Source organism: Micromonospora sp. NPDC005171, from assembly GCF_040608575.1.
Classification (GTDB): domain Bacteria; phylum Actinomycetota; class Actinomycetes; order Mycobacteriales; family Micromonosporaceae; genus Micromonospora.
Map to the genome: position 1 here is coordinate 438942 of NZ_JBEXIM010000002.1, position 21542 is coordinate 460483.

Consider the following 21542-nt stretch of genomic DNA (forward strand, 5'->3'; position numbering starts at 1 on the left):
CATCGGCGCCTCCTCCCGCACACGGCTCGGAGACTTTTGGTCCCCCCGGCGGAAGGCTAAGCCAAACCGGGTGGCCGCAACAGGGGGCGACCAACCGGTTCGGCGTGATTCATGCGCGGACTACCCGTTCAGGTGCTGCTGGTGCCCGTTGGGAGCGGGGGTGGATGAATCACGCGCCCCGGTCCCGTCTGTCGGATCGACGACTGCCGCATCGGCCCTGGTGGGGTCGGTCGGCCCGGACTGCTGGGGGAAACGATCCGGCAGCCGGCGCAGCCGAGCGTTCATGTTGCGGATCAGCAGGATGGTCGCGGTGGCCAGCAGCAGGATGAGGAAGAGGCCCATCGGCCCGGCCAGACCACCCGTGCGGGTGTCCCCGAAGTTGTTCTCCGCGAGCACCTGGGCAGCGGTCAGCATGGCGTTCCTCCGATGTGCGGTTGGTAACCAGGGTAGCCCCGTCGGGAATCAGCGTGCGTGCGCCGTCTCCCGCACCCCCGCGAAGAGATCGGACTCGGGCAGCGGGCTGTCGACCATCGAGCGGGCCAGCTCGTAATCCTCGGTCGGCCAGGCGCGTTTCTGGAGCTCCATCGGCACGTGGAACCAGAAGCCGTCCGGGTCGACCTGGGTGGCGTGGGCGCGCAGCGCGTCATCGCGGACCGGGAAGTATTCGGCGCACTCCACCCGGGTGGTGATGCGGGGACCCTTGTCGGGACGGTCCTCCCACCGCTTGAGCCACTCCTCGTAGGGCGACTCCAGCCCGGCGGCCAGCATGCCCTCGTGCAGGGCCATGATCTTGCCCTTGGAGAAGCCGATGTCGTAGTAGAGCTTCAGCGGCTGCCAGGGCGCGCCCAGCTCCGGGTAGCGCTCCGGGTCACCGGCGGCCTCGAACGCGGCAACGCTCACCTTGTGGCACATGATGTGGTCCGGGTGCGGGTAGCCGCCCTCTTCGTCGTACGTGGTCACCACGTGCGGACGGAACTCGCGCATCAGCCGCACCAGCGGACCCGCGGCGACCTCGACGTCCTGGAGGGCGAAACAACCCTCGGGCAGCGGCGGCAGCGGATCGCCCTCGGGCAGACCCGAGTCGACGAAGCCCAGCCAGGCCTGGTCGACGCCGAGGATCGCCCTCGCAGCGTCCATCTCGGCACGCCGGATCTCGCCGATGTTGGCCCACACGTCGGGCCGGTCGAGCTTGGGGTTGAGCACGCTCCCGCGCTCGCCGCCGGTGCACGTCACGACCAGGACGTCCACCCCCTGAGCGACATATTTCGCCGTTGTCGCCGCGCCCTTGCTCGACTCGTCGTCCGGGTGCGCGTGCACGGCCATGAGACGCAGTTGCTCTGCCAACTTCGGCGCTCCTCGTCTGTGCCGGACGGTGGACCCGACCGGGCTCGACCGGCTGACCTGCCGGGATCTTTCCTCACCGCACCCTGTCGCCGGCCACCAGCGCCGGGCATGACCTGCCATTCCTGCCGCTGGGCCGGGTGGGAGGATGGGACTCTGCCATTCTTGCCGATGCCGCCGACAACAACGCCAGGAGATACCCGCCGGTGACCGAGACGCACGCCACAATTTCACCAGGCGCGCCGGTATTCCCGGCCGGGCGCTACGGCCGCCGTCGGGCACCGGGCGGTAGGCGCCGCCGTACGCTGCTGGCCGCGCTGGCGCTGCTGGCGCTGGTGGCCACGCTGACCGTGATCTCGGTCCGGCTCTACCGCCAGTATGGCGACCCGGCCTACGACGCTCAGGTGATCACGTACACCGACATCACGGACAAGCAGGTGCTTGTCGACTTCCGGGTGACGGTTCCGCCGGGTGGATCAGCGGTCTGCGTGCTGCGCGCCCGGGACCGTGCCGGTGCCGAGGTGGGCCGCGAACAGGTCACCGTGACCGCCGACCCCGGGGATCGGCACGTCACGACCCGGCACCGCCTGGCCACCACCGCGCGGCCGTTCATCGGCGAGGTTCTGCGCTGCCGACCACCGTCCTGAGCTGCGCGAACAGCACCGAAAGCGGGGCCGGCGGGGCGCCTACCGCGGGTGTCGGATCCGGACACCGGCGGTGATGGCCGACACGCTGTGTCGTACCGCACTGGTAACTTGGTAGTTCACCTGTCAGCCAGCCACGCACAACTGAGGAGAACGCCTGTGTCCACTGGCAACGAGGCGCCCGCCACCTGGCTGTCGCAGGACGCGTACGACCGCCTCCAGGCCGAGCTCGACGAGCACATCGCCAACCGCCCGGCGATCGCAGCCGAGATCAACGCTCGGCGCGAGGAGGGCGACCTGCGGGAGAACGGCGGCTACCACGCCGCCCGCGAGGAGCAGGGCAAGGCCGAGGGTCGCATCCGCTACCTGCAGGAGCTGCTGCGCACTGCGAAGGTCGGCGAGGCTCCGACCGCCGACGCGGTGTCGCCGGGCATGGTGGTGACGATCTACTTCGACGACGACACCAACGACACCGAGACCTTCCTGCTCGGCTCTCGGGAGATCGCGGCCACCACCGACCTGACCGTCTACAGCCCCGAGTCCGCGCTGGGCAAGGCGATCCTGGGTGGCCGGGCCGGGCAGACCTGCACCTACACGGCGCCCAGCGGCGCCGACATCAAGGTGACAGTGGTCAGCTTCGAGCCGTTCTCCGGCTGACCGTCGCCAGCCGCGCCATCCACTGCCGGCCGGGCTTTTCCGTCGCCGGCACCCGCTCCGAAGCACCGCGCATCCGAGGCGTGGCACCTACCGGTGTCACGCCTCGGCCGCGAAGACCACCTGGTAGCCGCTCGCCCGCAAGGCGCTGATCAGCGTGTCTGAGTGCTCGACGCCCCGGGTCTCCACCGACAGCGCCACCTCCACCTCGCCGAGACTGAGGTGCGGGTTGGCCCGCTGGTGCTCCACGTCCACCACGTTCGCCCGGTGCTCGGCGATCTGGCTGAGCAGCGACGCCAGCTGCCCCGGCCGGTCCGAACAACGGACGGTCACCCGCAGGTAGCGACCCGCTGCGGCCAACCCGTGCTCGATCACCCGCATCATCAGCAACGGGTCGATGTTGCCGCCGGAGAGCACCGCGACAACCGGGGTCTCCACCTCGACCACGCCGGCCAGCAGCGCGGCGACACCGACCGCCCCGGCCGGCTCGACCACCTGCTTGCCGCGCTCCAACAGCATCAGCAGGGCCCGGGAGATGTCCTCCTCGGAGACCGTGACGATCTCGTCGACCAGCTTGCGCACGTGGTTGAAGGTGATCTCGCCCGGCCGGCCGACCGCGATGCCGTCGGCGATGGTGGAGAAGACGGGCAGCCGGACCGGCTCTCCGGCCACCAGTGAGGGCGGGAACGCCGCAGCCCCGGCCGCCTGCACGCCGATGATGCGAACGTCCGGCCGCAACGCCTTCGCGGCCACCGCCATGCCCGAGATCAGACCGCCGCCGCCCACCCCGGTGATGATCGTCTTCACGTCCGGGCACTGTTCGAGGATCTCCAGCGCCACAGTGCCCTGCCCGGCGATCACATCGGGGTGGTCGAACGGGTGGATCAGCACCGCCCCGGTGCGCTCGGCGTACGTGTGCGCGGCCACCAGCGACTCGTCGACGGTGTTGCCAGCCAACTCGACCTGCGCGCCGTACCCCTTTGTGGCGGCCACCTTCGGCAGCGGCGCGTTGACCGGCATGAAGACTGTGGCGTGCGTGCCGACCAGGCCGGCGGCGAGGGCCACGCCCTGCGCGTGGTTGCCCGCGCTCGCCGCCACCACACCGCGTTCCCGCTCCGCCGCCGACAACCGGGAGATCCGCACGTACGCGCCCCGCACCTTGTACGAGCCGGCGCGCTGCACGTTCTCGCACTTGAGCCACGTCGGCCCGCCCAGTGCCGCGCTGAGCGGGCGGGACGGCTCCAGCGGGGTGGTGCGGGTGACGCCAGCGAGCAACTCCCGTGCGGCCCGCACGTCGTCGAGACCGACCAGTTCCGTCATGCCCCGATCGTGCCACCCGTGCTCCCCGACCAACCCGCGGGCCAGGCCGACCGGGGCGCGGGCCGACCGGAACCGGTTGATCCACTCGGTATCCCGGAAAGCGCGGTATCCGGGCTGCCCGGATACCCCGACTTCAATGATCCCGAGTGGATCACGAAGCTGGCGCGACCCCCGGCACCTCCAGGGCGGGCCGGGCCGCCGGAGCCGGCTGGGCCGCCGGAGCCGGCTGGGCAGGCGGGGCGGCGGGCCAGGTCTGGCCCGGCCAGACCGGGGCGGTCGGCCACGGGGGGATGCCGCCGGTGATCCGGGCCTCCTGGGCAGCGGAGATCCGTTGGATCAGCAGGATCAGCGTCACCGCCGCGATCACGCCCTAGACGATCATGCGACGGCCGGCGACCCCGTTTCGATCCGGGGGTAGCCGGGAGCGTGGCGCGTCCACGGTGCGGCCATCTCGAACTGGCCGGCCACACCGAGCAGCAGCAGCTCCGAGCCGGGCGGGCCGACCAGTTGCACGGCGACCGGCAGGCCGTCCGGGCGGCGGCCGACCGGCACGACGACAGCCGGCAGGCCGGCGATGTTCCAGGGCGCGGCGTACGGGGCGTACCGGATGTTGGCTGTCATGTTCGCCCGCCAGGAGCGCTCCGACCAGCGGGCCGCCTCCGGTGGCGCGCTGGCCAGCGCAGGGGTGAGCAGCAGGTCGACCGAGTGGTCGGTGAAGAAGTCGACCGACCGTTGCCGCCAGGCGGCCCGGTCCGCCTCCCGCACGTAGCCGCGACGTTGCGCCCACTCGCCCAGCGCGACGTGCCGCCGGGTACGCCGTTGCAGACCACGGCGGTCCAGGCCGGCGGCCCGGACGTCGGTGGCGGCGGCGGCGAACCAGGTGGCGATGCCCTGCAGGCCGAGCGCGGTGGGGTAGACCGGATCGGCGGGCACCGTGTCGTGCCCGGCGGCGGCGAGGAGTCGGCCGGCGGCGGCTACCGCGTCCCGGTTGGGCGCGTCCGGTGTGACACCTCGCACCGGGGAGCGCAGCGAGACGCCCACCCGCAGACGCTGCGGGGGGACCAGCTTCTCCGGACGCCGGCCGGCGAGCACCGAGAAGCCGACCGCCGCGTCGGCGACCGTGCTGGTCAGCATGCCGTGCTCGGTGAGGCCGAACCAGTCGTCCGCCCCGAGCTGGCAGGGGACCACACCCTGGCCGGGCTTGAGCCCGACAAGTCCACAGCAGGCCGCCGGAATCCGGATCGAGCCGAGCCCGTCGTTGGCGTGCGCGATCGGCACCAGCCCGGCGGCGACCGCGGCGGCGGCACCACCCGAGGACCCACCGGGGGTACGCGTGCTGTCCCACGGGTTACGGGTCACCGCGCTGTCGTCGTCGGTCAGGGCCCACAGCCCCAGCTCCGGCATCCGGGTCACGCCGAGGATCACCGCGCCGGCGCCACGCAGCCGACGCACCACCTCGTGGTCGGCCTCCGCGACGTCGGTGCGGGCGGCGGCCGACCCGTTCCAGGTGGGCAGGCCGGCGACCGGGGTGTTCTCCTTGACCGCCACCGGAACCCCGGCCAGCGGCAGGTTGGCCAGGTCCTCCTGCTCGTCGACCTTCTCCGCCTCGGTGATCGCCTCGCCACCACGAACGGCGCGGAACGCGGCCAGCTCGCGGTCGGCCCGGGAGATGTACTCAAGGTGGTCGGCGACGACCTGGGTCGCCGACACGTCACCTCGGCGTACGCCCCGGGCGATCTGCTTGGCGGTCGCTCCAACCCAGGTCGCCATGATGTCCTGCACGGCCATCCTCCCCCAGCGGTCAGCCCAGCGCCTGCTCCAGATCGGCGAGTAGGTCGTCGACCGTCTCGATGCCGACAGACAGTCGCACGAGATCGCCGGGAACTTCAAGCGGCGAGCCGGCAGCACTTGCGTGTGTCATCCGACCCGGGTGCTCGATCAGGGATTCCACCCCGCCCAGCGACTCGGCGAGCACGAAGAGCTTGGCCCGGTTGCAGATGTCCACGGCGTGGTCCTCACCACCGGCGGCGCGGAACGAGATCATGCCGCCGAACCGCCGCATCTGCTTGGCGGCCACCTCGTGACCGGGGTGCGAGGGCAGCCCCGGATAGATCACCTGGGCGACCTTGTCGTGCCCGTCGAGGTACGCGGCGAGCCGCTCGGCGTTGTCGCAGTGCCGGTCCATGCGTACCCCGAGGGTCTTGATTCCCCGCAGGGTGAGCCAGGCGTCGAACGGGCCGTTGATCGCGCCCATCGCGTTCTGGTGGTAGCGCAGCTCCTCGCCGAGCCCGGCGTCGGCGACCACCAGCGCGCCACCGACCACGTCGGAGTGACCGCCGATGTACTTGGTGGTGGAGTGCACCACCACGTCCGCGCCGAAGGCGATCGGCTGCTGCAGGTACGGCGAGGCGAAGGTGTTGTCCACCACCAGCAGGGCGCCCGCGTCGTGGGCCACGGCCGCCAGGGCGGCGATGTCGGCGATGCCGAGCAGCGGGTTGGTCGGCGTCTCCACCCAGACGATCTTCGTGCGGCCGGGTTGCACGGCCGCCCGGATCGCCTCCGGGTCGGAGACCTTGGCCGGGCTGAACTCCAGGCCCCAGCGCTGGGCGACCCGGGCGAAGAGCCGGTACGTGCCACCGTAGGCGTCGTCGGGGATCACCACGTGGTCGCCGGGCTGGCAGACGGCCCGCAGCAGGGTGTCCTCCGCGGCGAGGCCGCTGGCGAAGGCGAGCCCCACCGGCCCGCCCTCCAGGGCCGCCAGGCACTCCTGGAGCGCGTCACGGGTCGGGTTGCCGGAGCGGCTGTACTCGTAGCCGAGGCGGGGTGCGCCGACGGCGTCCTGGGCGTACGTGCTGGTCTGGTAGATCGGTGGGATCACCGCGCCGGTGCGGGCCTCAGGGTCCTGACCGGCGTGGATGGCGAGCGTCTCGAAGCCGTGACTCATTCTGGTGAGGCTAGTGCCCCCGTCCCGAAGGCTGGAACGGAACCCGCGCTCCGAGGCGGGGGTCGGGCCGCCAGCGCCGCCGGCATAGCCTGGCCCAATGAGCGGTTGCGTGTTCTGCGGGATCGCGGCGGGCGCGGTGCCGGCGTTCCGCGTGGCCGACACCCCGGACGGGGTGGCGTTCCTGGACACCCGGCCGGTGTTCAAGGGGCACGTGCTGGTGGTGCCCCGGGTGCACCTGGTGACCCTGGCCGAGTTGCCGGCCGATCTGCTGCCCGGCTACTTCGCCATGGTCCAGCGGCTGGCGGTGGCGGTGGAGACCGCTCTCGGCGCCGGTGGGACGTTCGTGGCGATGAACAACAAGGTGTCCCAGTCGGTGCCACACCTGCACACCCACGTGGTCCCGCGCACCAAGGGTGACGGGTTGCGCGGCTTCTTCTGGCCGCGCACCCGGTACGCCGACGACACCGAGGCCCAGACGTACGCGGACCGGGTCGCCGCGGCGTTCCCGGGTGGGGCCTGACTCACCCGCGCGCGGGTAAGGAAGCAGAACCCTCCGGTGTTGCACGCTGCGAGCGGTACGAGAGGAGATCCCCACCGTGTTTTTGCGCCGTATGAACGCCGAGATGGTGACGCCCGACCAGGCCCTGCCGGGCCGCCCGATCGCCATGCCGGTCGCCGACCGTCACGAGGTGCTGGGCACCCCGTTGAAGGGTCCGTTCCCTGAGGGCCTGCAGGTCGCGGTCTTCGGCATGGGCTGTTTCTGGGGCGCCGAGCGACTGTTCTGGACGCTGCCGGGCGTTTACACCACCTCCGCCGGCTACGCGGGTGGCATCACCAAGAACCCGACGTACGAGGAGACGTGCTCCGGCCGGACCGGGCACGCCGAGGTCGTCCAGGTGGTGTACGACCCCAGCAAGATCAACTATGAGGACCTGCTGAAGGTCTTCTGGGAGAACCACGACCCGACCCAGGGCATGCGCCAGGGCAACGACGTGGGCACCCAGTATCGCTCGGCGATCTACACCACCACCGACGAGCAGCGGACCATCGCGGAGTCGTCCCGGGACGCGTTCCAGCCGATCGTGACGCGGGCCGGCAAGGGTGAGATCACCACCGAGATCGCCCCGCTCGGCAGCTACTACTTCGCCGAGGACTACCACCAGCAGTACCTGGCCCCGACCAAAAATCCGAACGGTTATTGCAACCACGGCCCGAACGGGTTGAGCTGCCCGGTCGGCGTGGCCCGAGTCGGCGGCTGACCACCACGCACCACCTCTGCGGGGCGCGGCGATCGCCGCGCCTCGCAGTTCGCCCAGGTCGATGAGGCCGGGCATTCCCGTTCGGCCCTGTGATCGAAATCCGTTGCCGAGCCCGACGAGAACTCGATAACGTGGCCGTACACGTGAAAGGAGGTGGTCCAGACTTGTATAGCAATCGGACTCGTGAGGTGGCTGTCAGCTAGCCGCTGTCCTCGACAGTGATCGGCTCGTCGCGAGGCGGGCAACAGCACAATCGTCGAGACCGTGTGGCAGCGGTGCGGCGAATCCACGACAGCCACCCGACCCCCGGGGTGCCGGCCAAGTCCAGCCGGCCCGCGCACATGCGCGGAGCGCCCCGGGGGTCGCTCCATATCCACAGGAGTGGCGATGTCCATGCGCGAGCTGGTGGTGCTGGGGACGGCCAGCCAGGCGCCGACCCGTCAGCGCAACCACAACGGGTACGTGCTGCGCTGGGACGACGAGGTGATCCTCTTCGACCCGGGCGAGGGCAGCCAACGTCAGCTCCTGCACACCACCGTCACCGCCACCGACCTGACCCGGATCTGCGTCACCCACTTCCACGGCGACCACTGCCTCGGCCTGCCCGGCACCATCCAGCGACTCTCCCTGGACCGGGTGGCGCACCCGGTCGCCGTGCACTTCCCCTCCGGCGGCGCCGAATACTTCACCCGGCTGCGGTACGCCACCTCCTTCTACGAGACCGCCGAGCTGCGGGTCGAGCCCATCGAGGCCGACGGGCAGCGGATCGCCCTGCGCTGCGGCACGCTGGAGGCACGCCGGCTCCGGCACCCCATCGAGACGTACGGCTACCGGTTGGTCGAGCCGGACGGGCACCGGATGCTGCCGGAGAAGCTGGCCGCGTACGGCATCGCCGGGCCGGCCGTCGGCGAGCTGATCCGCGTCGGGCACCTGGACCTCGACGGGCGCCGCGTCACCCGGGCCGAGGTGAGCGTGCCCCGGCCGGGGCAGCGGTTCGCGTTCGTGATGGACACCGGCCTCTGCGACGGGGTGTACGGCCTCGCCGAGCACGCCGACCTGCTGGTCATCGAGTCGACGTTCCTGGAGTCGGAGGCCGCGCTCGCCGCCGAGGTCGGGCACCTGACCGCGGCGCAGGCCGCCCGGGTGGCGACCGAGTCCGGGGTACGCCGACTCGTGCTCACCCACTTCTCCCAGCGCTACCCCGACCCGCGCCGGTTCCACGACGAGGCGCGCGCGCACTTCGACGGCGAACTGATCATCGCCGAGGACCTGACCACGGTGCAGCTTCCGCCGCGCCGGGTAGCCTCGGCCGGGTGACCGTCACGCTCCGCCCTGCGACTGAAGGCGACCTGATGGCGGTGGGTGCCCTGCACCAGCGCTCCCGGGTCGCCGCGTACTCCGCCTTCCTGCCGCCCGAGGCGCTGGCCGACCCGACACCGGAGGCGATGGGGCGGTACTGGGTCGAGCGGTGGATCTGGGAGCGGGACACCCACCGGATGACCGTGGCCGAACGGACCGGGACGTTGGTCGGGTTCAGCCACCTCGGCCCGGACGACGAGGACGCCCCGGCCACCGGGCTGCTCAACGCGATCCACCTCGACCCGATCGAGCAGGGCCGGGGCACCGGTCGCGCCCTGATGGTGGACGCCCTGGACGCCATGCGGGCGCAGGGCTGGCACCGTGCCGTGCTCTGGGTGCTCAAGGACAACGCGCACGCCCGTGCGTTCTACGAGCGCGGCGGCTGGACCCCGACCGGGGCGGAGCGTGAGGAGCACATCGGTGTGGCCCTCGCCCCGCAAGTCCGCTACACCCGCCCCCTCTGAACTGCCCGGCCCGGCAGAGGCGCAGGCACCCCAGCGCAAGGCCGCGCCCACAGCCCCAGCCAGGGTCAGGACTCACTCGTCTAGTGGGCCCCGAGGTGGGACAGGAGGTCCTGGCGGGTCAGGACGCCCTTGGGCTTTCCATCGACCAGCACCAGCGCGGCGTCCGACTTCTCCAGCATGCCCACCGCCTCGCTCACCGGCTGACCACCGCCGATCATCGGCAACGGGTCACCCATGTGCCGCTCGATGGTGTCGTGCAGGTGGGCCTGACCGGTGAACAGCGCGTCGAGCAGGTCCCGCTCGGCGATCGAGCCGGCAACCTCACCTGTCACCACGGGCGGCTCGGCCTTGAGCACCGGCAGCTGCGAGACGCCGTACTCGCGCATGTAGTCGATCGCGTCGCGGACGGTCTCGGTCGGGTGCACGTGCACCAGCTCGGGCAGCCCGCCCGGCTTGCTGGCCAGCGCGTCGGCCACCGTCGGCTCGGCACCGGAGTTGTCGAGGAAGCCGTACCGGGCCATCCACGAGTCGTTGAAGATCTTGGAGAGGTAGCCACGACCGCCGTCGGGCAGCAGCACCACCACCACGTCGTCCGGGCCGGCCCGGCGGGCGACCTCCAGTGCGGCGACCACCGCCATTCCGCAGGAACCGCCGACCAGCAACCCCTCCTCGCGGGCCAGTCGCCGGGTCATCTCGAAGGACGCCTTGTCGGAGACCTCCACGATCTCGTCGGCGACACCCCGGTCGTACGTCTCCGGCCAGAAGTCCTCGCCGACACCCTCCACCAGGTACGGCCGGCCGGTGCCGCCGGAGTAGACCGAACCCTCCGGGTCGGCCCCGATGACGCGCACCCGGCCCTCAGACGCCTCCTTGAGGTAGCGCCCGATGCCGGAGATGGTGCCGCCGGTGCCCACGCCCGTCACGAAGTGGGTGAGCCCGCCGTCGGTCTGCTTCCACAGCTCCGGGCCGGTGGTCTCGTAGTGCGAACGCGGGTTGGCCGGGTTGCTGTACTGGTTGGGCTTCCAGGCGCCGGGAATCTCCCGGGTCAGCCGGTCGGAGACGTTGTAGTACGAGCGCGGGTCCTCCGGGGCGACGGCGGTCGGGCAGACCACCACCTCGGCGCCGTACGCCCGGAGCACGTCCTGCTTGTCCTGGCTGACCTTGTCGGGGCAGACGAAGACACACTTGTAGCCCTTGAGCTGGGCCACCAGGGCCAGCCCGACACCGGTGTTGCCGCTGGTCGGCTCGACGATCGTGCCGCCCGGCTTGAGCAGGCCGGCGGCCTCTGCGTCCTCCACCATCCGCAGCGCGATCCGGTCCTTCACCGAGCCGCCCGGGTTGACGTACTCCACCTTGGCCAGCACGGTGGCCTGGATGCCCTTGGTGACGTTACGCAGACGCACCAGTGGGGTGTTTCCGATCATGTCGACGACGTTGTCGTAGTACTGCACGGTGTGCCCTTCGTTGCGGCGCCGGCGGTGGGCGGCCGGGAAGACTTTTCCTCGTCGCCCAGCGTACGTGTCGTCAGGGCACCAGCCCCCCGGGGATGACCGAGCTGCGGCGGGCCTCCCACTCCAGGAACCGATCGGTCTCGGCGAGCACGCTGCCGGCCAACCAGGTGACCATGACCGCGTCGTCGGCCAGCCCGAAGATCGCCAGCGGGATCTCCGGGAGCAGGTCGATCGGCGAGACGATGTACGCCGTCGCCGCGGTCATCAGGGCCAGCCGAAGGCCACCGTCGTACTCCCCCTTGGTGGTGGCTCGGATCATCCGGGGCAGCGCGGCCAACCGCGTGCCGATCGACGGCCCGTTGCGGGCCCCGGCCGCCAGGGCCCGCGCCAGGGCCGTGAACGCCGCGCTGCGCTTCAGTGTCTTACCCATCGTCGCGCTCCTCTCCGCCGGATCAGCGTGGCGGGTCGGCGCAAGTCGGCCGGCCTCTGGGACTCAGGTACCCCGTCGCGTCGGTTTCCAGGCACCCGGGTGCCGTCACGACGACAGCGGTGTGTCGGGCCAGCGCGATAATGTCGCGGTATGGGGGTGGCACATTCCGTCGTACCCGGTGGTGAGCGCTGGCGGCAGGCCCGGCGGTTCTTTTGGCTGGCAGCCATCGGGACAGGCGCCACCGCGGCGGCCGTGGTGGCGACCGGCGGGGTGCTGGTCGGTCAGGCCCGCCAGGCTCGACGGACCATCCCGATGGCCGAGGCGCCGCCGCCCCGCTGCGACGGGATGTACGGCGCGAAGTTCCCCGGTCCAGCGCTCACCATGGTCGTGCTCGGTGACTCGTCCGCCGCCGGTTACGGGGTGCACCGCCGTCGGGAGACGCCCGGGGCGCTGCTCGCCACCGGCCTGTCCCGTCGACTGCACCGGCCGGTGCAGCTGCACCGCTTCGCTGTGGTCGGCGCCATCTCGGCGGCGCTGCGCCACCAGGTGGAGGCGGCGCTGGAGTGCCGACCCGACGTCGCGGTGATCCTCATCGGGGGCAACGACATCACCAACCGCACCCCACGCGGCCTGGCGGTGCGCTACCTGGTCGAGGCGGTGCACAGCCTGCGCGACGCGGGCTGCGAGGTGGTCGTCGGCACCTGCCCCGACCTGGGCGCGATCCGCCCGATCCAGCCACCCCTGCGGTGGCTGGCGCACCGCTGGAGCCGCCAGCTCGCCGCGGCCCAGACGGTGGCCGTGGTCGAGGCGGGCGGCTGGACGGTCTCCCTCGGCGACCTGCTCGGCCCCCGGTTCGCGGCCGAGCCGACCCGGATGTTCGCCTGGGACCGGTTCCATCCCTCCGCCGAGGGGTACGCGATGGCCGCCGCCGCGCTCCTGCCCACGATGCTCTCCGCCCTCGGCGCGACCCCGGAACGACGGGCCACACCGACAGTCGGCGGGGGCGTACGGTCGCTGCCGGAGGCCGCGCAGGAGGCGGCTCGACACGCCGGCACCGAGGTCAGCGGCGTCCAGGTCCGGGGCCGCGACCGAGGGCCGGCCGGCCGGTGGGCGCAGCTGCGCCGACGGGCGTTCTTCGGTGTCGGCGCGGTGCCGCAACACGGGTCCGCCTCGGACACCTCGACAGTGGAGGGACTGGCATGAACGAGCGCAGCGCGCGGAGCGTGACCTCCGGCCTCGCCGGCCGACTGGGTCGGGCGGCGGCGTTCTCGCTGCTCGCCGGCACCGTCGGGGGCGCCGCCGTCCTGGCCGGTGAGGCGTTCGTCGCCCGGCACCGACGCTACGCCGAACCGGAGCTGGGCCTGGCCCTGCGCGCCACGATCGGCCGGGCCGGCGCTGCTCCGCTGCGACTGGTGCTGCTGGGCGACTCGTCGGCGCTGGGCGTGGGTGTCGACCGGCTGGAGGACACCATCGGCGGGCAGTTGGCCAATCTGCTCGCCGAGGGCCCGACCGGCCGCCGGGTGCACCTGTCCAGCGTCGGCGTCTCCGGGTCCCGCTCGACGGACCTCGCCACCCAGGTGGCCCGGGCCCTGCTCGGTGAGCGGCCCGACGTGGCGTTGATCCTGATCGGCGCGAACGACGCCACCGGGCTGCGCCGGCCGTCCGACGCGGCGGCCTATCTCGGCGCGGCGGTGCACCGGCTGCGGGAGGCGCGCGTCGAGGTGGTGGTTGGCACCTGCCCCGACCTCGGGGCGGTGCGGGCCATCGCGCCTCCGCTGCGCCAGGTGGTCGGATGGTCCGGGCGTCGGATGGCCCGCGCGCAGACCACTGCCGTGCTGGAGGCGGGCGGCTCGGTGGTCGACCTGGCCACCGAGACCGGGCCGGTGTTCCGGGCCGACGCGGGAACGCTCTGCCCGGACGGTTTCCACCCCTCCGCCGACGGCTACCGGGTGTGGGCGCACGCGTTGCTGCCCGCCATCCTCGCCGCGGCGGCGGCCACCACCCGGCGCTAGATCGTCCCCGCCACTGGTGACATTTCCCGCCGGGCCCGCTTCTTCCGCGCCATGTTACTGGCGGGTTAACGTTGGTCCATGCCGATTGAGTCGTCCCGCGACGCCGTCATCGTCGCCACCGCCCGCTCCCCCATCGGCCGGGCGCACAAGGGGTCCCTGCGCGACGTCCGCTCCGACGACCTCGCCGCAACCATCGTCCAGGCCGCGCTGGACAAGATCCCCGCGCTCGATCCGACAACCATCGACGACCTCTACCTCGGGTGCGGCCTGCCCGGCGGCGAGCAGGGCTTCAACATGGCCCGGGTGGTGTCCACCCTGCTCGGTCTGGACACTGTCCCCGGCGCCACGCTGACCCGTTACTGCGCCTCGTCGTTGCAGACCACCCGGATGGCGATGCACGCGATCCGGGCCGGCGAGGGCGACGTGTTCGTCTCCGCCGGGGTGGAGATGGTCTCCCGCTACGCCCGGGGCAGCTCCGACGGGCTGCCGCCCGAGGCGCAGGCACTGGTCGGCGGCGGCTGGGAGAACCCGCGCTTCGGGTCGGCCAGCGAGCGCTCGAAGCGCCGCGCGCAGGGCGGCGCCGAGGTGTGGACCGACCCGCGCGACGCCGGTGAGCTGCCCGACATCTACCTGACCATGGGGCAGACCGCGGAGAACCTGGCCCAGGTGTACGACGTCACCCGCGCCGACATGGACGAGTTCGGCGTACGCAGCCAGAACCTCGCCGAGAAGGCCATCGCCGACGGTTTCTGGGCCCGGGAGATCACCCCGGTCACCACGCCGGACGGCACCGTGGTGAGCACCGACGACGGGCCCCGGGCCGGCGTCAGCCTCGACGCGGTCGCCGGCCTGAAGCCGGTGTTCCGCCCGGACGGTCGGATCACCGCCGGTAACTGCTGCCCGCTCAACGACGGCGCGGCCGCCGTGGTGGTGATGAGCGTCCAGCGGGCCGAGGAGTTGGGGCTCACCCCGCTGGCCCGGATCGTCTCCACCGGTGTGACGGCCCTGTCTCCGGAGATCATGGGCCTCGGGCCGGTCGAGGCGTCCCGGCAGGCGCTGCGCCGAGCCGGCATGACAATCGACGACGTCGACCTCGTCGAGATCAACGAGGCGTTCGCCGCACAGGTCATCCCCTCCTACCGCCAGCTGGGCATCCCGGAGGAGAAGTTGAACGTGATGGGCGGGGCCATCGCCGTCGGCCACCCGTTCGGCATGACCGGCGCCCGGATCACCGGCACCCTGCTCAACGCACTCGAGTGGCACGACAAGACCATCGGTCTGGAGACCATGTGCGTGGGCGGTGGCCAGGGCATGGCCATGGTGCTCGAACGGCTCAACTGAGCCGAGCTGCCCTCAGAGCGCGCTACGGGTCGCCGTCACCTCGGCGGCGGCCCGGGCCAGCGCCTCGGCCCCCGGGTCGGCGGCCAGCAGGTCCGCCGTGACCACCCGCAGCTGGTCGGGGAGGGCCAGGTCGTTGTCGAGCCGGGGCACCACCCGGCGAGGCTCCCCCTCGGCGTCGGCGGCCAGGTTGGCCACCTCCTGCACCAGACGGTGCACCAGGTCGGCGCGGGACACGTTGCCGGCGGTCGCGACCGCCGCCCACCGGGGCTGCTGCCAGTGCGCGATCTGACGGACCAGCAACTGCACGGCCTTGTCCAACTCCGCTGCGCTCATCGCCGCCGAGTCTACGGCCGACACCGACCGGGTCGGGTCGGGCCGGTCAGCGGCGCAGGTAACTGAGCAGCCGCAGCAGTTGCCAGTAGAGGAAGACCAGCCCGGTGAGCAGGCCGAACGCGCTCAGCCAGGCGTACCGACGGGCTCGACCGTCGCGCACCGAGCGCTCGACGAGGTCGAAGTCGAGGATGAAACTGAACGCCCCGGCGATGATGGCCACCACCGAGAAGGCGTACGGCAGCCAGCCGACCTCGCCGCTGACGCTGTAGGTCGCCAGGCCCGGTCGCCCGGTGATCAGGTACGACACGAGGTTGACCACGCTGAGCACGGCGATGCCGAGCAGGGTGCCGATCACCAGGCGGGCCAGCCGGGGCGTCGCCCGGATCACCCGGGCCCGGTAGAGCGCCGCCATGCCGAGGAAGACGCCGAAGGTGCCCGCCACCGCCTGCACCACGATGCCCGGGTAGACCTGCTCGAAGGTGCGGCTCGCCACCCCCAGCAGCAGGCCCTGGAGGATGGCGTAGCCGACGATCGGCACCGGGTTGGTGATCGCTCGCAACGAGATGACCAGGACCAGCGCGATCGAGGCGAGGGCGCTGCCGGCCAGCGCGGCGCCCAGCCACACGGCGTCGGGGATCACGGCCCAGGACACCGCGGCGGCCGCGCCGGTCACGAGCAGCAACCCGACGGTACGGACCACCACGTCGTCGACGGTCATCGGCTCGACGTCACGGGCGCCGAGCACCCGGGCCTCCACCCGGCCGGCCTCGTCCAGCCGGTTGAGCACCGGGTTGTTGCTGCGCACCGCCGCCTCCTTCGCCCGCGTACCCCTCGCAGTCACTCTGCCCCGGGCGGGCCGGCGGCGGCGGGCAAACGGCGCGGACGACGGCGCCCGCCCCCACCGGAGTGGGGACGGGCGCCGGTCGGCAGTGCGGACGAGGTCAGTCGTCGCCCTGGAAGTAGCTCAGCAGGCGCAGGATCTCGATGTAGAGCCAGACCAGGCTGACCAGGATGCCGAACGCGGCCGTCCAGGAGTAGCGCTGCGGCAGGCCCATTCGGACGCCGTCCTCGATCTCCTTGAAGCTGAGCACGAAGCTCAGCGAGGCGACCACGATGCAGACCAGGCTGAAGCCGATGGCCAGTGGGCTGCCGTCACGCAGGCCGGTGTTGACGCCGAACAGCGCCAGCACCAGGTTGATCATCATGACCGCGAACAGGCCGACCATTACCGCGATCATGCCCTTGACGAAGGCCGGGGTGGCCCGGATGACCTTCGCCCTGTAGAGCATCGCCATCAGGAAGAAGATGCCGAAGCTGGCCGCGGCGGCCTGGAGCACGATGCCGTCGTAAGCCGTCTCGAACGCCTTGCTGACCATGCCGACGAAAACGCCCTCGACGACCGCGTACGCGATCACGAGCGCCGGGTTGGCCATCCGGGAGAACGAGATGATCAAGCCGAGGACCAGGCCGACCACCGCCGCGCCGATCCAGGCGGTACCGACCAACGCGTCGGGCACGAGCACCCAGGCGGCCGCGGCGGTGATGCCGAGGATGCCGAGCAGAGCGACAGTCTTGACGACAACGTCGTCGACGGTCATCGGCGCCACGGTCGGCGGCGCGGCCGGGTAACCGACCTGGGACGGGTACTGCTGGGGAATGCCGGGCTGTCCGTACGGCCCGGCCGGGGCGTACCCGGCGGAGCGCTCCCGCTCGGCCGCTTGGCCGAGCCGGGCGAGCACCGGGTTCGAGGTCTTCACTGTCTGGCCTCCCTCAGGGGGTCGTTTGCACGTGAACGTGCCCTCCAAGAGTAAACGGCGCAGCCTAGTCCTGGAGATCACGAATGAGAATGGGTGAGCCGACCGGTGCCCGGGGCGGGGGTCGAACCCGCACGCCTTTCGGCAGCCGCTTTTAAGGCGGCCGTGTCTGCCTTTCCACCACCCGGGCGAGTGGCACCGGCGCGCCGACACGCCTGGTGCAGTGTCACCGTAGCCGGTCTGCGGCGACCCGGCGTACCCCGCCGGCCTGGTCACATTAGGGTCGATGCCGTGAGCAGCGCAGCCCCCACGGCCCCCGACGCCGCCCCTGAGCAGGCATTCCGCCTCGCCGATCAGGTCAACCGCCGACCCCGGGCCACCCGGCTGCTGGCCGCCGTCCGCCGCCACCGGGCGGATCTGCTGGCCGCGTTGATCTTCGGGGTGCTGGCCGGTTGGCTCACCCACGGGCTGTGGCCCGACCCGGGAGCCCGCACCCTGGCGCTCAATCCGGAGGACCAGACCCTCTACGAGTGGTTCCTGGCGGTGGACGCCCGCGCGCTGCTCGGCGACTTCGACCTGCTCACCGACCGGCTCAACGCTCCCGACGGCGTCAACCTGATGGCCAACACCACGGTGATCGCACTCGGCGTTCTCTTCGCGCCGGTGACCCTGCTGCTGGGCGCGCCGGTCACCTTCGCGCTGCTCGCCGCCGCCAACCTCGCCGGCACCGCCCTCGCCTGGTACCTGCTGTTCCACCGGACACTGCGCGCCCGGCGGGTGGCCGCCGCGCTCGGCGGCGGACTGTGCGGATTCGGGCCGGGCATGGTCTCGCAGACCAACAGCCACCTGCACATGACCGCCCAGTGGCTGGTGCCGGTGATCGTATGGCTGGTGGTCCGGCTGCTGCGGGCGGCTGACCCGGGGCCCGGGGCGCCCGACAAGACCGGCCGTACCCGAGCCACCGGCCCGGACCGTCGGCGGCTGTTCACCTCGGCGGCGGGGCTGGCCGGCGCGGTCACCGCGCAGGTCTTCATCGGCGAGGAGGTGCTCTTTCTCGCCGCGATCACGCTGCTGGTAATGGCGATCAGCTACGCCGTGGCGGACCGCGACCTGGCCCGCAGGGCGCTCCCCGGGTTCGCCGGCGGGCTGGCGATCGCCGCCGGGCTCGCCCTGCTGGTGCTCGGCTATCCGCTGTGGTTCCAGTTCGCCGGGCCGCAGGGCGTCGCGGACGGGATGTTCACCCCGGCCTACTTCTCCGCCGACCTGAGCAGTTGGTGGATGCTCTCCCCACTGTCGGTGGCCGGCAGCGACGAATCCGCCCGGCTGACCACCGGCCCCGCCGAGTACAACACGTTCCTCGGCTGGCCACTGCTGCTGGTCGCCGCCGTCTGCGCGGTCTGGGCCGGCCGACGCCGCCTGGTCTTCGCCTGCGTCGTGGCGGGTCTGGTGATGGGGGCCCTCTCACTCGGCCCGGAGGTGGTGCTCGGCGGCACCCGGACGGCGATCCCCGGCCCGTACGCCCTGATCGGTGGGCTGCCGGTGGTGGACGGCGCGTTGCCGATGCGGTTCGCGCTGACGTTGCTGCCGATCGTCGCGACGCTGCTGGTGCTCGCGGTCGACCGGGCCCTGCGCAGCTCCGGTCGGGCGCGGCGGCTGGTGCCACTGGCCGTCGGCGTGGCGCTGCTGCCGATCTTCCCGACCCCCCTGCCGACCGCCGGGCGACCGGCAGTGCCGGAATTCGTCACCGGCGGCCACTGGCGGCAGTGCGTACCCCCGGGCGGGGTGCTGGTCCCGGTGCCGCTGCCCACCCCGAAGGAGCCCTGGCCGATGCGCTGGGCGACCGCCGCCGACGCCGGTTTCGGGCTGCCGGAAGGCTTCTTCATCGGCCCCTACGGCAGGGGCGGCACCGCGGCGATGGGCACCTTCAAGCAGCCCACCTCCGCACTACTGGCGGATGTCGCCCGCCGCGGCGACCAACCGGCCATCGGCGACGAGCAGCGCCGCCAGGCCGCCCGCGACGCGGAATTCTGGGGCGCGTCGTGCGTGGCGCTCACCGACGACGCCCCCCACGCCGAGACCCTGCGCGCCACACTGGAACAGCTCTACGGCCCACCCACCCGGATCGCCGACGCCTGGACCTGGCGGGTCTGACCAGTACAGCGGATACGACAAGGGCCCCTTCCTGCCGGGAACGGTGGGAAGGGGCCCTCGTCGTGCAGTTGGCGGTCAGACGCGGGGCGCGCCGATCGGCTGGGAGGCCTCGACGAACTCCTCGCGCGGGTCGTGCAGCTGGCCCAGGGCGACCACCTCACGCTTGAGGAAGAACGCCAACGACCAGTCCACCACCACGCGGACCTTGCGGTTGAACGACGGGATCCGGCTCATGTGGTACGTCCGGTGCATCACCCACGCCGGCCAACCGGTCATCTTGATCCCGTACACCTGGGCCACGCCCTTGTGCAGGCCAAGACTCGCCACGCTGCCCACGTGCTTGTGCTTGTAGTTCACCGGCTCGCGACCCCGGATCACGGCCGCGATGTTGTCGGCCATCCGGGCGGCCTGGCGCACCGCGTGCTGAGCGCTCGGCGAGCAGAAGTTGCCCGGCTCCTTGGTCAGGTCCGGCACGGCGGCGCAGTCGCCGGCGCTCCAGGCACCCTCGACCACCTGGTCACCGTCGACCACCTGGAGGGTGGGCAGGCAGGTGATCCGCCGACGGTCATCACGCGGGAAGTCGGTCGAGTCCAGCATCGGCGACGGCTTCACACCGGCCGTCCAGACGATCGTGTCGGAGCGGAAGCTGTCACCGTCGGAGAGCTTGACCACCCCGTCGACGCAGGACTCGAGCCGGGTGTCCAGCCGGATGTCCATGTTCCGCTTCAGCAGCTGCTGCACGGTGTAGGCACCCATGTCCCGGTCGACCTCGGGCAGCACCCGCTGGGTGGCCTCGACCAGCACCCAACGGACCTCGTCCTGCTTGAGCTCCGGGTAGTAGCGCAGGGCGTCGCGAGCCATGTCCTCCATCTCGGCGAGCGCCTCGATGCCGGCGTACCCACCGCCGACGAAGGTGAAGGTCAGCGCCGAACGGCGGACGTCCGGATCCGGCGTGGCGGCCGCCACGTCGAGCCGATCCAGCACGTGGTTGCGCAGGTAGATCGCCTCGCCGATGGTCTTGAACCCGATGCCCTGCTCGTGCAGGCCGGGGATCGGCAGGGTGCGGGAGACCGAACCCGGGGCCACGATCACGTGGTCGTAGGTGATCTCCCGGGCCGGGCCGCTGATCGGCTGCACGGTGGCCACCTTGCGGTCGTGCTCGATGCGCGTGACCGTGCCGGCCACCATCTTGCACCGGCGCAACTCCCGCCGCAGCGGCACCACGGAGTGCCGCGGGGAGATGTTGCCCGCCGCCGCCTCGGGCAGGAACGGCTGATAGGTCATGTGGGGTTGGGGGTCCACCACCATGACCTCAGCCTCACGGGAGCTGAGCTTCTTCGACAGGCGCAGGGCGGCGTACAGACCGACGTGCCCGGCACCAACCACAAGGATCCGCTTCGGATTCACGTTGTCTATCTTTCCCCGGCCGGCTCAGGTAATGCCGCTCGCGGCCCCCATCTGTGACGGAGCACAACCCATGTGACCTGCGTAACCCTCAGGTCACAGCGGTCACCGGCGCCGCAGGAGCCAGCCCAGCAACGCTGCCGTGCCCACCGCCACCAGCAGCCCCAGCACTGTGACCCACTGGTGCCCGGCGCCCCCACCCGTCCCCGCCGCCTGCAACAACAACACGCCGAGTACGGCGGCACCCAACAACACGGCGGCCGACCGCACCAACCAACGGCTGATCAACTCGGGGTCCACCACCGCGTCGTACGGCAACAGCGCGGCCAGCGCGCAGAGGGTGTGACCCAGATAGAGCAGGGCCGCGACGGCGAGCAGCCGCCAGAGGGCCACCGGACGGCCGTACCCGTCGGTGGCGAGCAGCCAGCCGCCGACAGTGACCAACGCCGTGAAGGTCGCCCAGATCCGACGCGGTCCGAACGCGGGCAACAGGGCGGCGACGGCCAGGAAGAGGATCGGCCGGCCGGAAAGCACCTCGGCGGGAAAGGCCAGGGCGAACCCGGCGAGCACGATGACGAAGATCGCGGCCCGGACCAGCAGCGGGGCCACACTGACGCGCGCTACGGCGTACCGCGCCGCCCGGACCCGCTCGGTGACGGCGTTCATCCGTGCCTGCTTCCG

23 protein-coding genes and 1 tRNA gene are annotated in these 21542 nt (G+C 71.8%); 10 read left to right on the forward strand and 14 right to left on the reverse strand.

Annotated features, from left to right (window positions below; translation table 11 throughout):
- Window positions 1-120: 120 nt before the first annotated feature.
- Both ABZU74_RS05980 and mca read right to left on the reverse strand, forming a co-directional pair.
- Complete coding sequence (locus ABZU74_RS05980) at window positions 121-414, reverse strand: hypothetical protein (RefSeq protein ID WP_355418962.1); 294 nt, start codon at window positions 412-414, stop codon at window positions 121-123.
- 48 nt (window positions 415-462) lie between these two features.
- Window positions 463-1344, reverse strand: coding sequence for a mycothiol conjugate amidase Mca (gene mca, locus ABZU74_RS05985; RefSeq protein WP_124854725.1), 882 nt, complete (start codon window positions 1342-1344; stop codon window positions 463-465).
- Window positions 1345-1547: 203 nt separating this feature from the next.
- Between mca and ABZU74_RS05990 the strand changes: the two genes are divergently transcribed.
- Entirely contained in the window at window positions 1548-1988 is a 441-nt protein-coding gene (locus ABZU74_RS05990) for a DUF4307 domain-containing protein (RefSeq protein WP_355418964.1), read from the forward strand.
- A gap of 156 nt (window positions 1989-2144) precedes the next feature.
- On the forward strand, window positions 2145-2642 hold the full coding sequence (gene greA, locus ABZU74_RS05995; protein WP_091394193.1) for a transcription elongation factor GreA: 498 nt from the start codon (window positions 2145-2147) through the stop codon (window positions 2640-2642).
- A 96-nt stretch (window positions 2643-2738) separates the two neighbouring features.
- Here greA and ilvA read toward each other — a convergent pair whose 3' ends face one another.
- The 4 genes from ilvA to ABZU74_RS06015 form a co-directional block, all read right to left on the reverse strand.
- Window positions 2739-3959: a threonine ammonia-lyase gene (ilvA, locus tag ABZU74_RS06000; RefSeq protein ID WP_196921139.1), complete on the reverse strand. Its 1221-nt coding sequence runs from the start codon at window positions 3957-3959 to the stop codon at window positions 2739-2741.
- Window positions 3960-4110: 151 nt separating this feature from the next.
- A complete protein-coding gene (locus ABZU74_RS06005; RefSeq protein WP_355418967.1) occupies window positions 4111-4326 on the reverse strand; it encodes a hypothetical protein in 216 nt (71 codons plus the stop codon).
- A gap of 11 nt (window positions 4327-4337) precedes the next feature.
- A complete protein-coding gene (locus tag ABZU74_RS06010; protein ID WP_355418969.1) occupies window positions 4338-5747 on the reverse strand; it encodes an amidase family protein in 1410 nt (469 codons plus the stop codon).
- 13 nt (window positions 5748-5760) lie between these two features.
- Window positions 5761-6903 (reverse strand): cystathionine gamma-synthase, encoded by a 1143-nt coding sequence (locus ABZU74_RS06015; RefSeq protein WP_355418971.1) that lies wholly within the window; start codon window positions 6901-6903, stop codon window positions 5761-5763.
- A gap of 97 nt (window positions 6904-7000) precedes the next feature.
- Here ABZU74_RS06015 and ABZU74_RS06020 point away from each other — a divergent pair, with 97 nt between their 5' ends.
- The 4 genes from ABZU74_RS06020 (at window position 7001) to ABZU74_RS06035 (ending at window position 9985) form a co-directional block, all read left to right on the forward strand.
- Entirely contained in the window at window positions 7001-7423 is a 423-nt protein-coding gene (locus tag ABZU74_RS06020) for an HIT family protein (protein ID WP_355418973.1), read from the forward strand.
- 76 nt (window positions 7424-7499) lie between these two features.
- Complete coding sequence (gene msrA / locus ABZU74_RS06025; RefSeq protein ID WP_355418975.1) at window positions 7500-8162, forward strand: peptide-methionine (S)-S-oxide reductase MsrA; 663 nt, start codon at window positions 7500-7502, stop codon at window positions 8160-8162.
- A 387-nt stretch (window positions 8163-8549) separates the two neighbouring features.
- Complete coding sequence (locus tag ABZU74_RS06030) at window positions 8550-9479, forward strand: ribonuclease Z (protein ID WP_355418977.1); 930 nt, start codon at window positions 8550-8552, stop codon at window positions 9477-9479.
- Entirely contained in the window at window positions 9476-9985 is a 510-nt protein-coding gene (locus tag ABZU74_RS06035) for a GNAT family N-acetyltransferase (protein ID WP_355418979.1), read from the forward strand. Before ABZU74_RS06030 ends, ABZU74_RS06035 begins: the two co-directional genes overlap by 4 nt.
- Before the next feature lie 80 nt (window positions 9986-10065).
- Here ABZU74_RS06035 and ABZU74_RS06040 read toward each other — a convergent pair whose 3' ends face one another.
- The gene (locus ABZU74_RS06040) at window positions 10066-11436 is read right to left on the reverse strand and encodes a cystathionine beta-synthase (RefSeq protein WP_355418981.1); all 1371 of its coding nucleotides are present in this window, start codon (window positions 11434-11436) and stop codon (window positions 10066-10068) included.
- Between the two features lie 73 nt (window positions 11437-11509).
- Complete coding sequence (locus tag ABZU74_RS06045) at window positions 11510-11866, reverse strand: YkvA family protein (protein ID WP_112582466.1); 357 nt, start codon at window positions 11864-11866, stop codon at window positions 11510-11512.
- 150 nt (window positions 11867-12016) lie between these two features.
- Here ABZU74_RS06045 and ABZU74_RS06050 point away from each other — a divergent pair, with 150 nt between their 5' ends.
- The 3 genes from ABZU74_RS06050 to ABZU74_RS06060 all read left to right on the forward strand — a co-directional run bounded on the left by ABZU74_RS06050 (window position 12017) and on the right by ABZU74_RS06060 (window position 15219).
- Window positions 12017-13069 (forward strand): SGNH/GDSL hydrolase family protein, encoded by a 1053-nt coding sequence (locus ABZU74_RS06050; RefSeq protein WP_355418983.1) that lies wholly within the window; start codon window positions 12017-12019, stop codon window positions 13067-13069.
- Window positions 13066-13878: an SGNH/GDSL hydrolase family protein gene (locus ABZU74_RS06055; RefSeq protein ID WP_355418985.1), complete on the forward strand. Its 813-nt coding sequence runs from the start codon at window positions 13066-13068 to the stop codon at window positions 13876-13878. The genes ABZU74_RS06050 and ABZU74_RS06055 overlap by 4 nt, the downstream gene beginning before the upstream one ends.
- Window positions 13879-13956: 78 nt before the next feature.
- Window positions 13957-15219 carry an acetyl-CoA C-acetyltransferase gene (locus ABZU74_RS06060; RefSeq protein ID WP_355418987.1) on the forward strand — a complete coding sequence of 421 codons (1263 nt, stop codon included), beginning with the start codon at window positions 13957-13959 and terminating at the stop codon, window positions 15217-15219.
- A 12-nt stretch (window positions 15220-15231) separates the two neighbouring features.
- Here ABZU74_RS06060 and ABZU74_RS06065 read toward each other — a convergent pair whose 3' ends face one another.
- The 4 genes from ABZU74_RS06065 to ABZU74_RS06080 all read right to left on the reverse strand — a co-directional run bounded on the left by ABZU74_RS06065 (window position 15232) and on the right by ABZU74_RS06080 (window position 17496).
- Complete coding sequence (locus ABZU74_RS06065; protein WP_355418989.1) at window positions 15232-15552, reverse strand: hypothetical protein; 321 nt, start codon at window positions 15550-15552, stop codon at window positions 15232-15234.
- 46 nt (window positions 15553-15598) lie between these two features.
- Entirely contained in the window at window positions 15599-16357 is a 759-nt protein-coding gene (locus tag ABZU74_RS06070) for a Bax inhibitor-1/YccA family protein (protein ID WP_355418991.1), read from the reverse strand.
- A 136-nt stretch (window positions 16358-16493) separates the two neighbouring features.
- Entirely contained in the window at window positions 16494-17309 is an 816-nt protein-coding gene (locus tag ABZU74_RS06075) for a Bax inhibitor-1/YccA family protein (RefSeq protein WP_355418993.1), read from the reverse strand.
- Window positions 17310-17415: 106 nt separating this feature from the next.
- Window positions 17416-17496: transfer RNA gene (locus tag ABZU74_RS06080), tRNA-Leu, on the reverse strand.
- 101 nt (window positions 17497-17597) lie between these two features.
- Between ABZU74_RS06080 and ABZU74_RS06085 the strand changes: the two genes are divergently transcribed.
- The gene (locus ABZU74_RS06085) at window positions 17598-19457 is read left to right on the forward strand and encodes a hypothetical protein (protein WP_355418995.1); all 1860 of its coding nucleotides are present in this window, start codon (window positions 17598-17600) and stop codon (window positions 19455-19457) included.
- A 75-nt stretch (window positions 19458-19532) separates the two neighbouring features.
- Here ABZU74_RS06085 and ABZU74_RS06090 read toward each other — a convergent pair whose 3' ends face one another.
- Both ABZU74_RS06090 and ABZU74_RS06095 read right to left on the reverse strand, forming a co-directional pair.
- Window positions 19533-20864 carry an NAD(P)/FAD-dependent oxidoreductase gene (locus ABZU74_RS06090; RefSeq protein WP_355418997.1) on the reverse strand — a complete coding sequence of 444 codons (1332 nt, stop codon included), beginning with the start codon at window positions 20862-20864 and terminating at the stop codon, window positions 19533-19535.
- Window positions 20865-20966: 102 nt separating this feature from the next.
- A complete protein-coding gene (locus ABZU74_RS06095; protein ID WP_355418999.1) occupies window positions 20967-21527 on the reverse strand; it encodes a hypothetical protein in 561 nt (186 codons plus the stop codon).
- Between the last annotated feature and the right edge of the window lie 15 nt (window positions 21528-21542).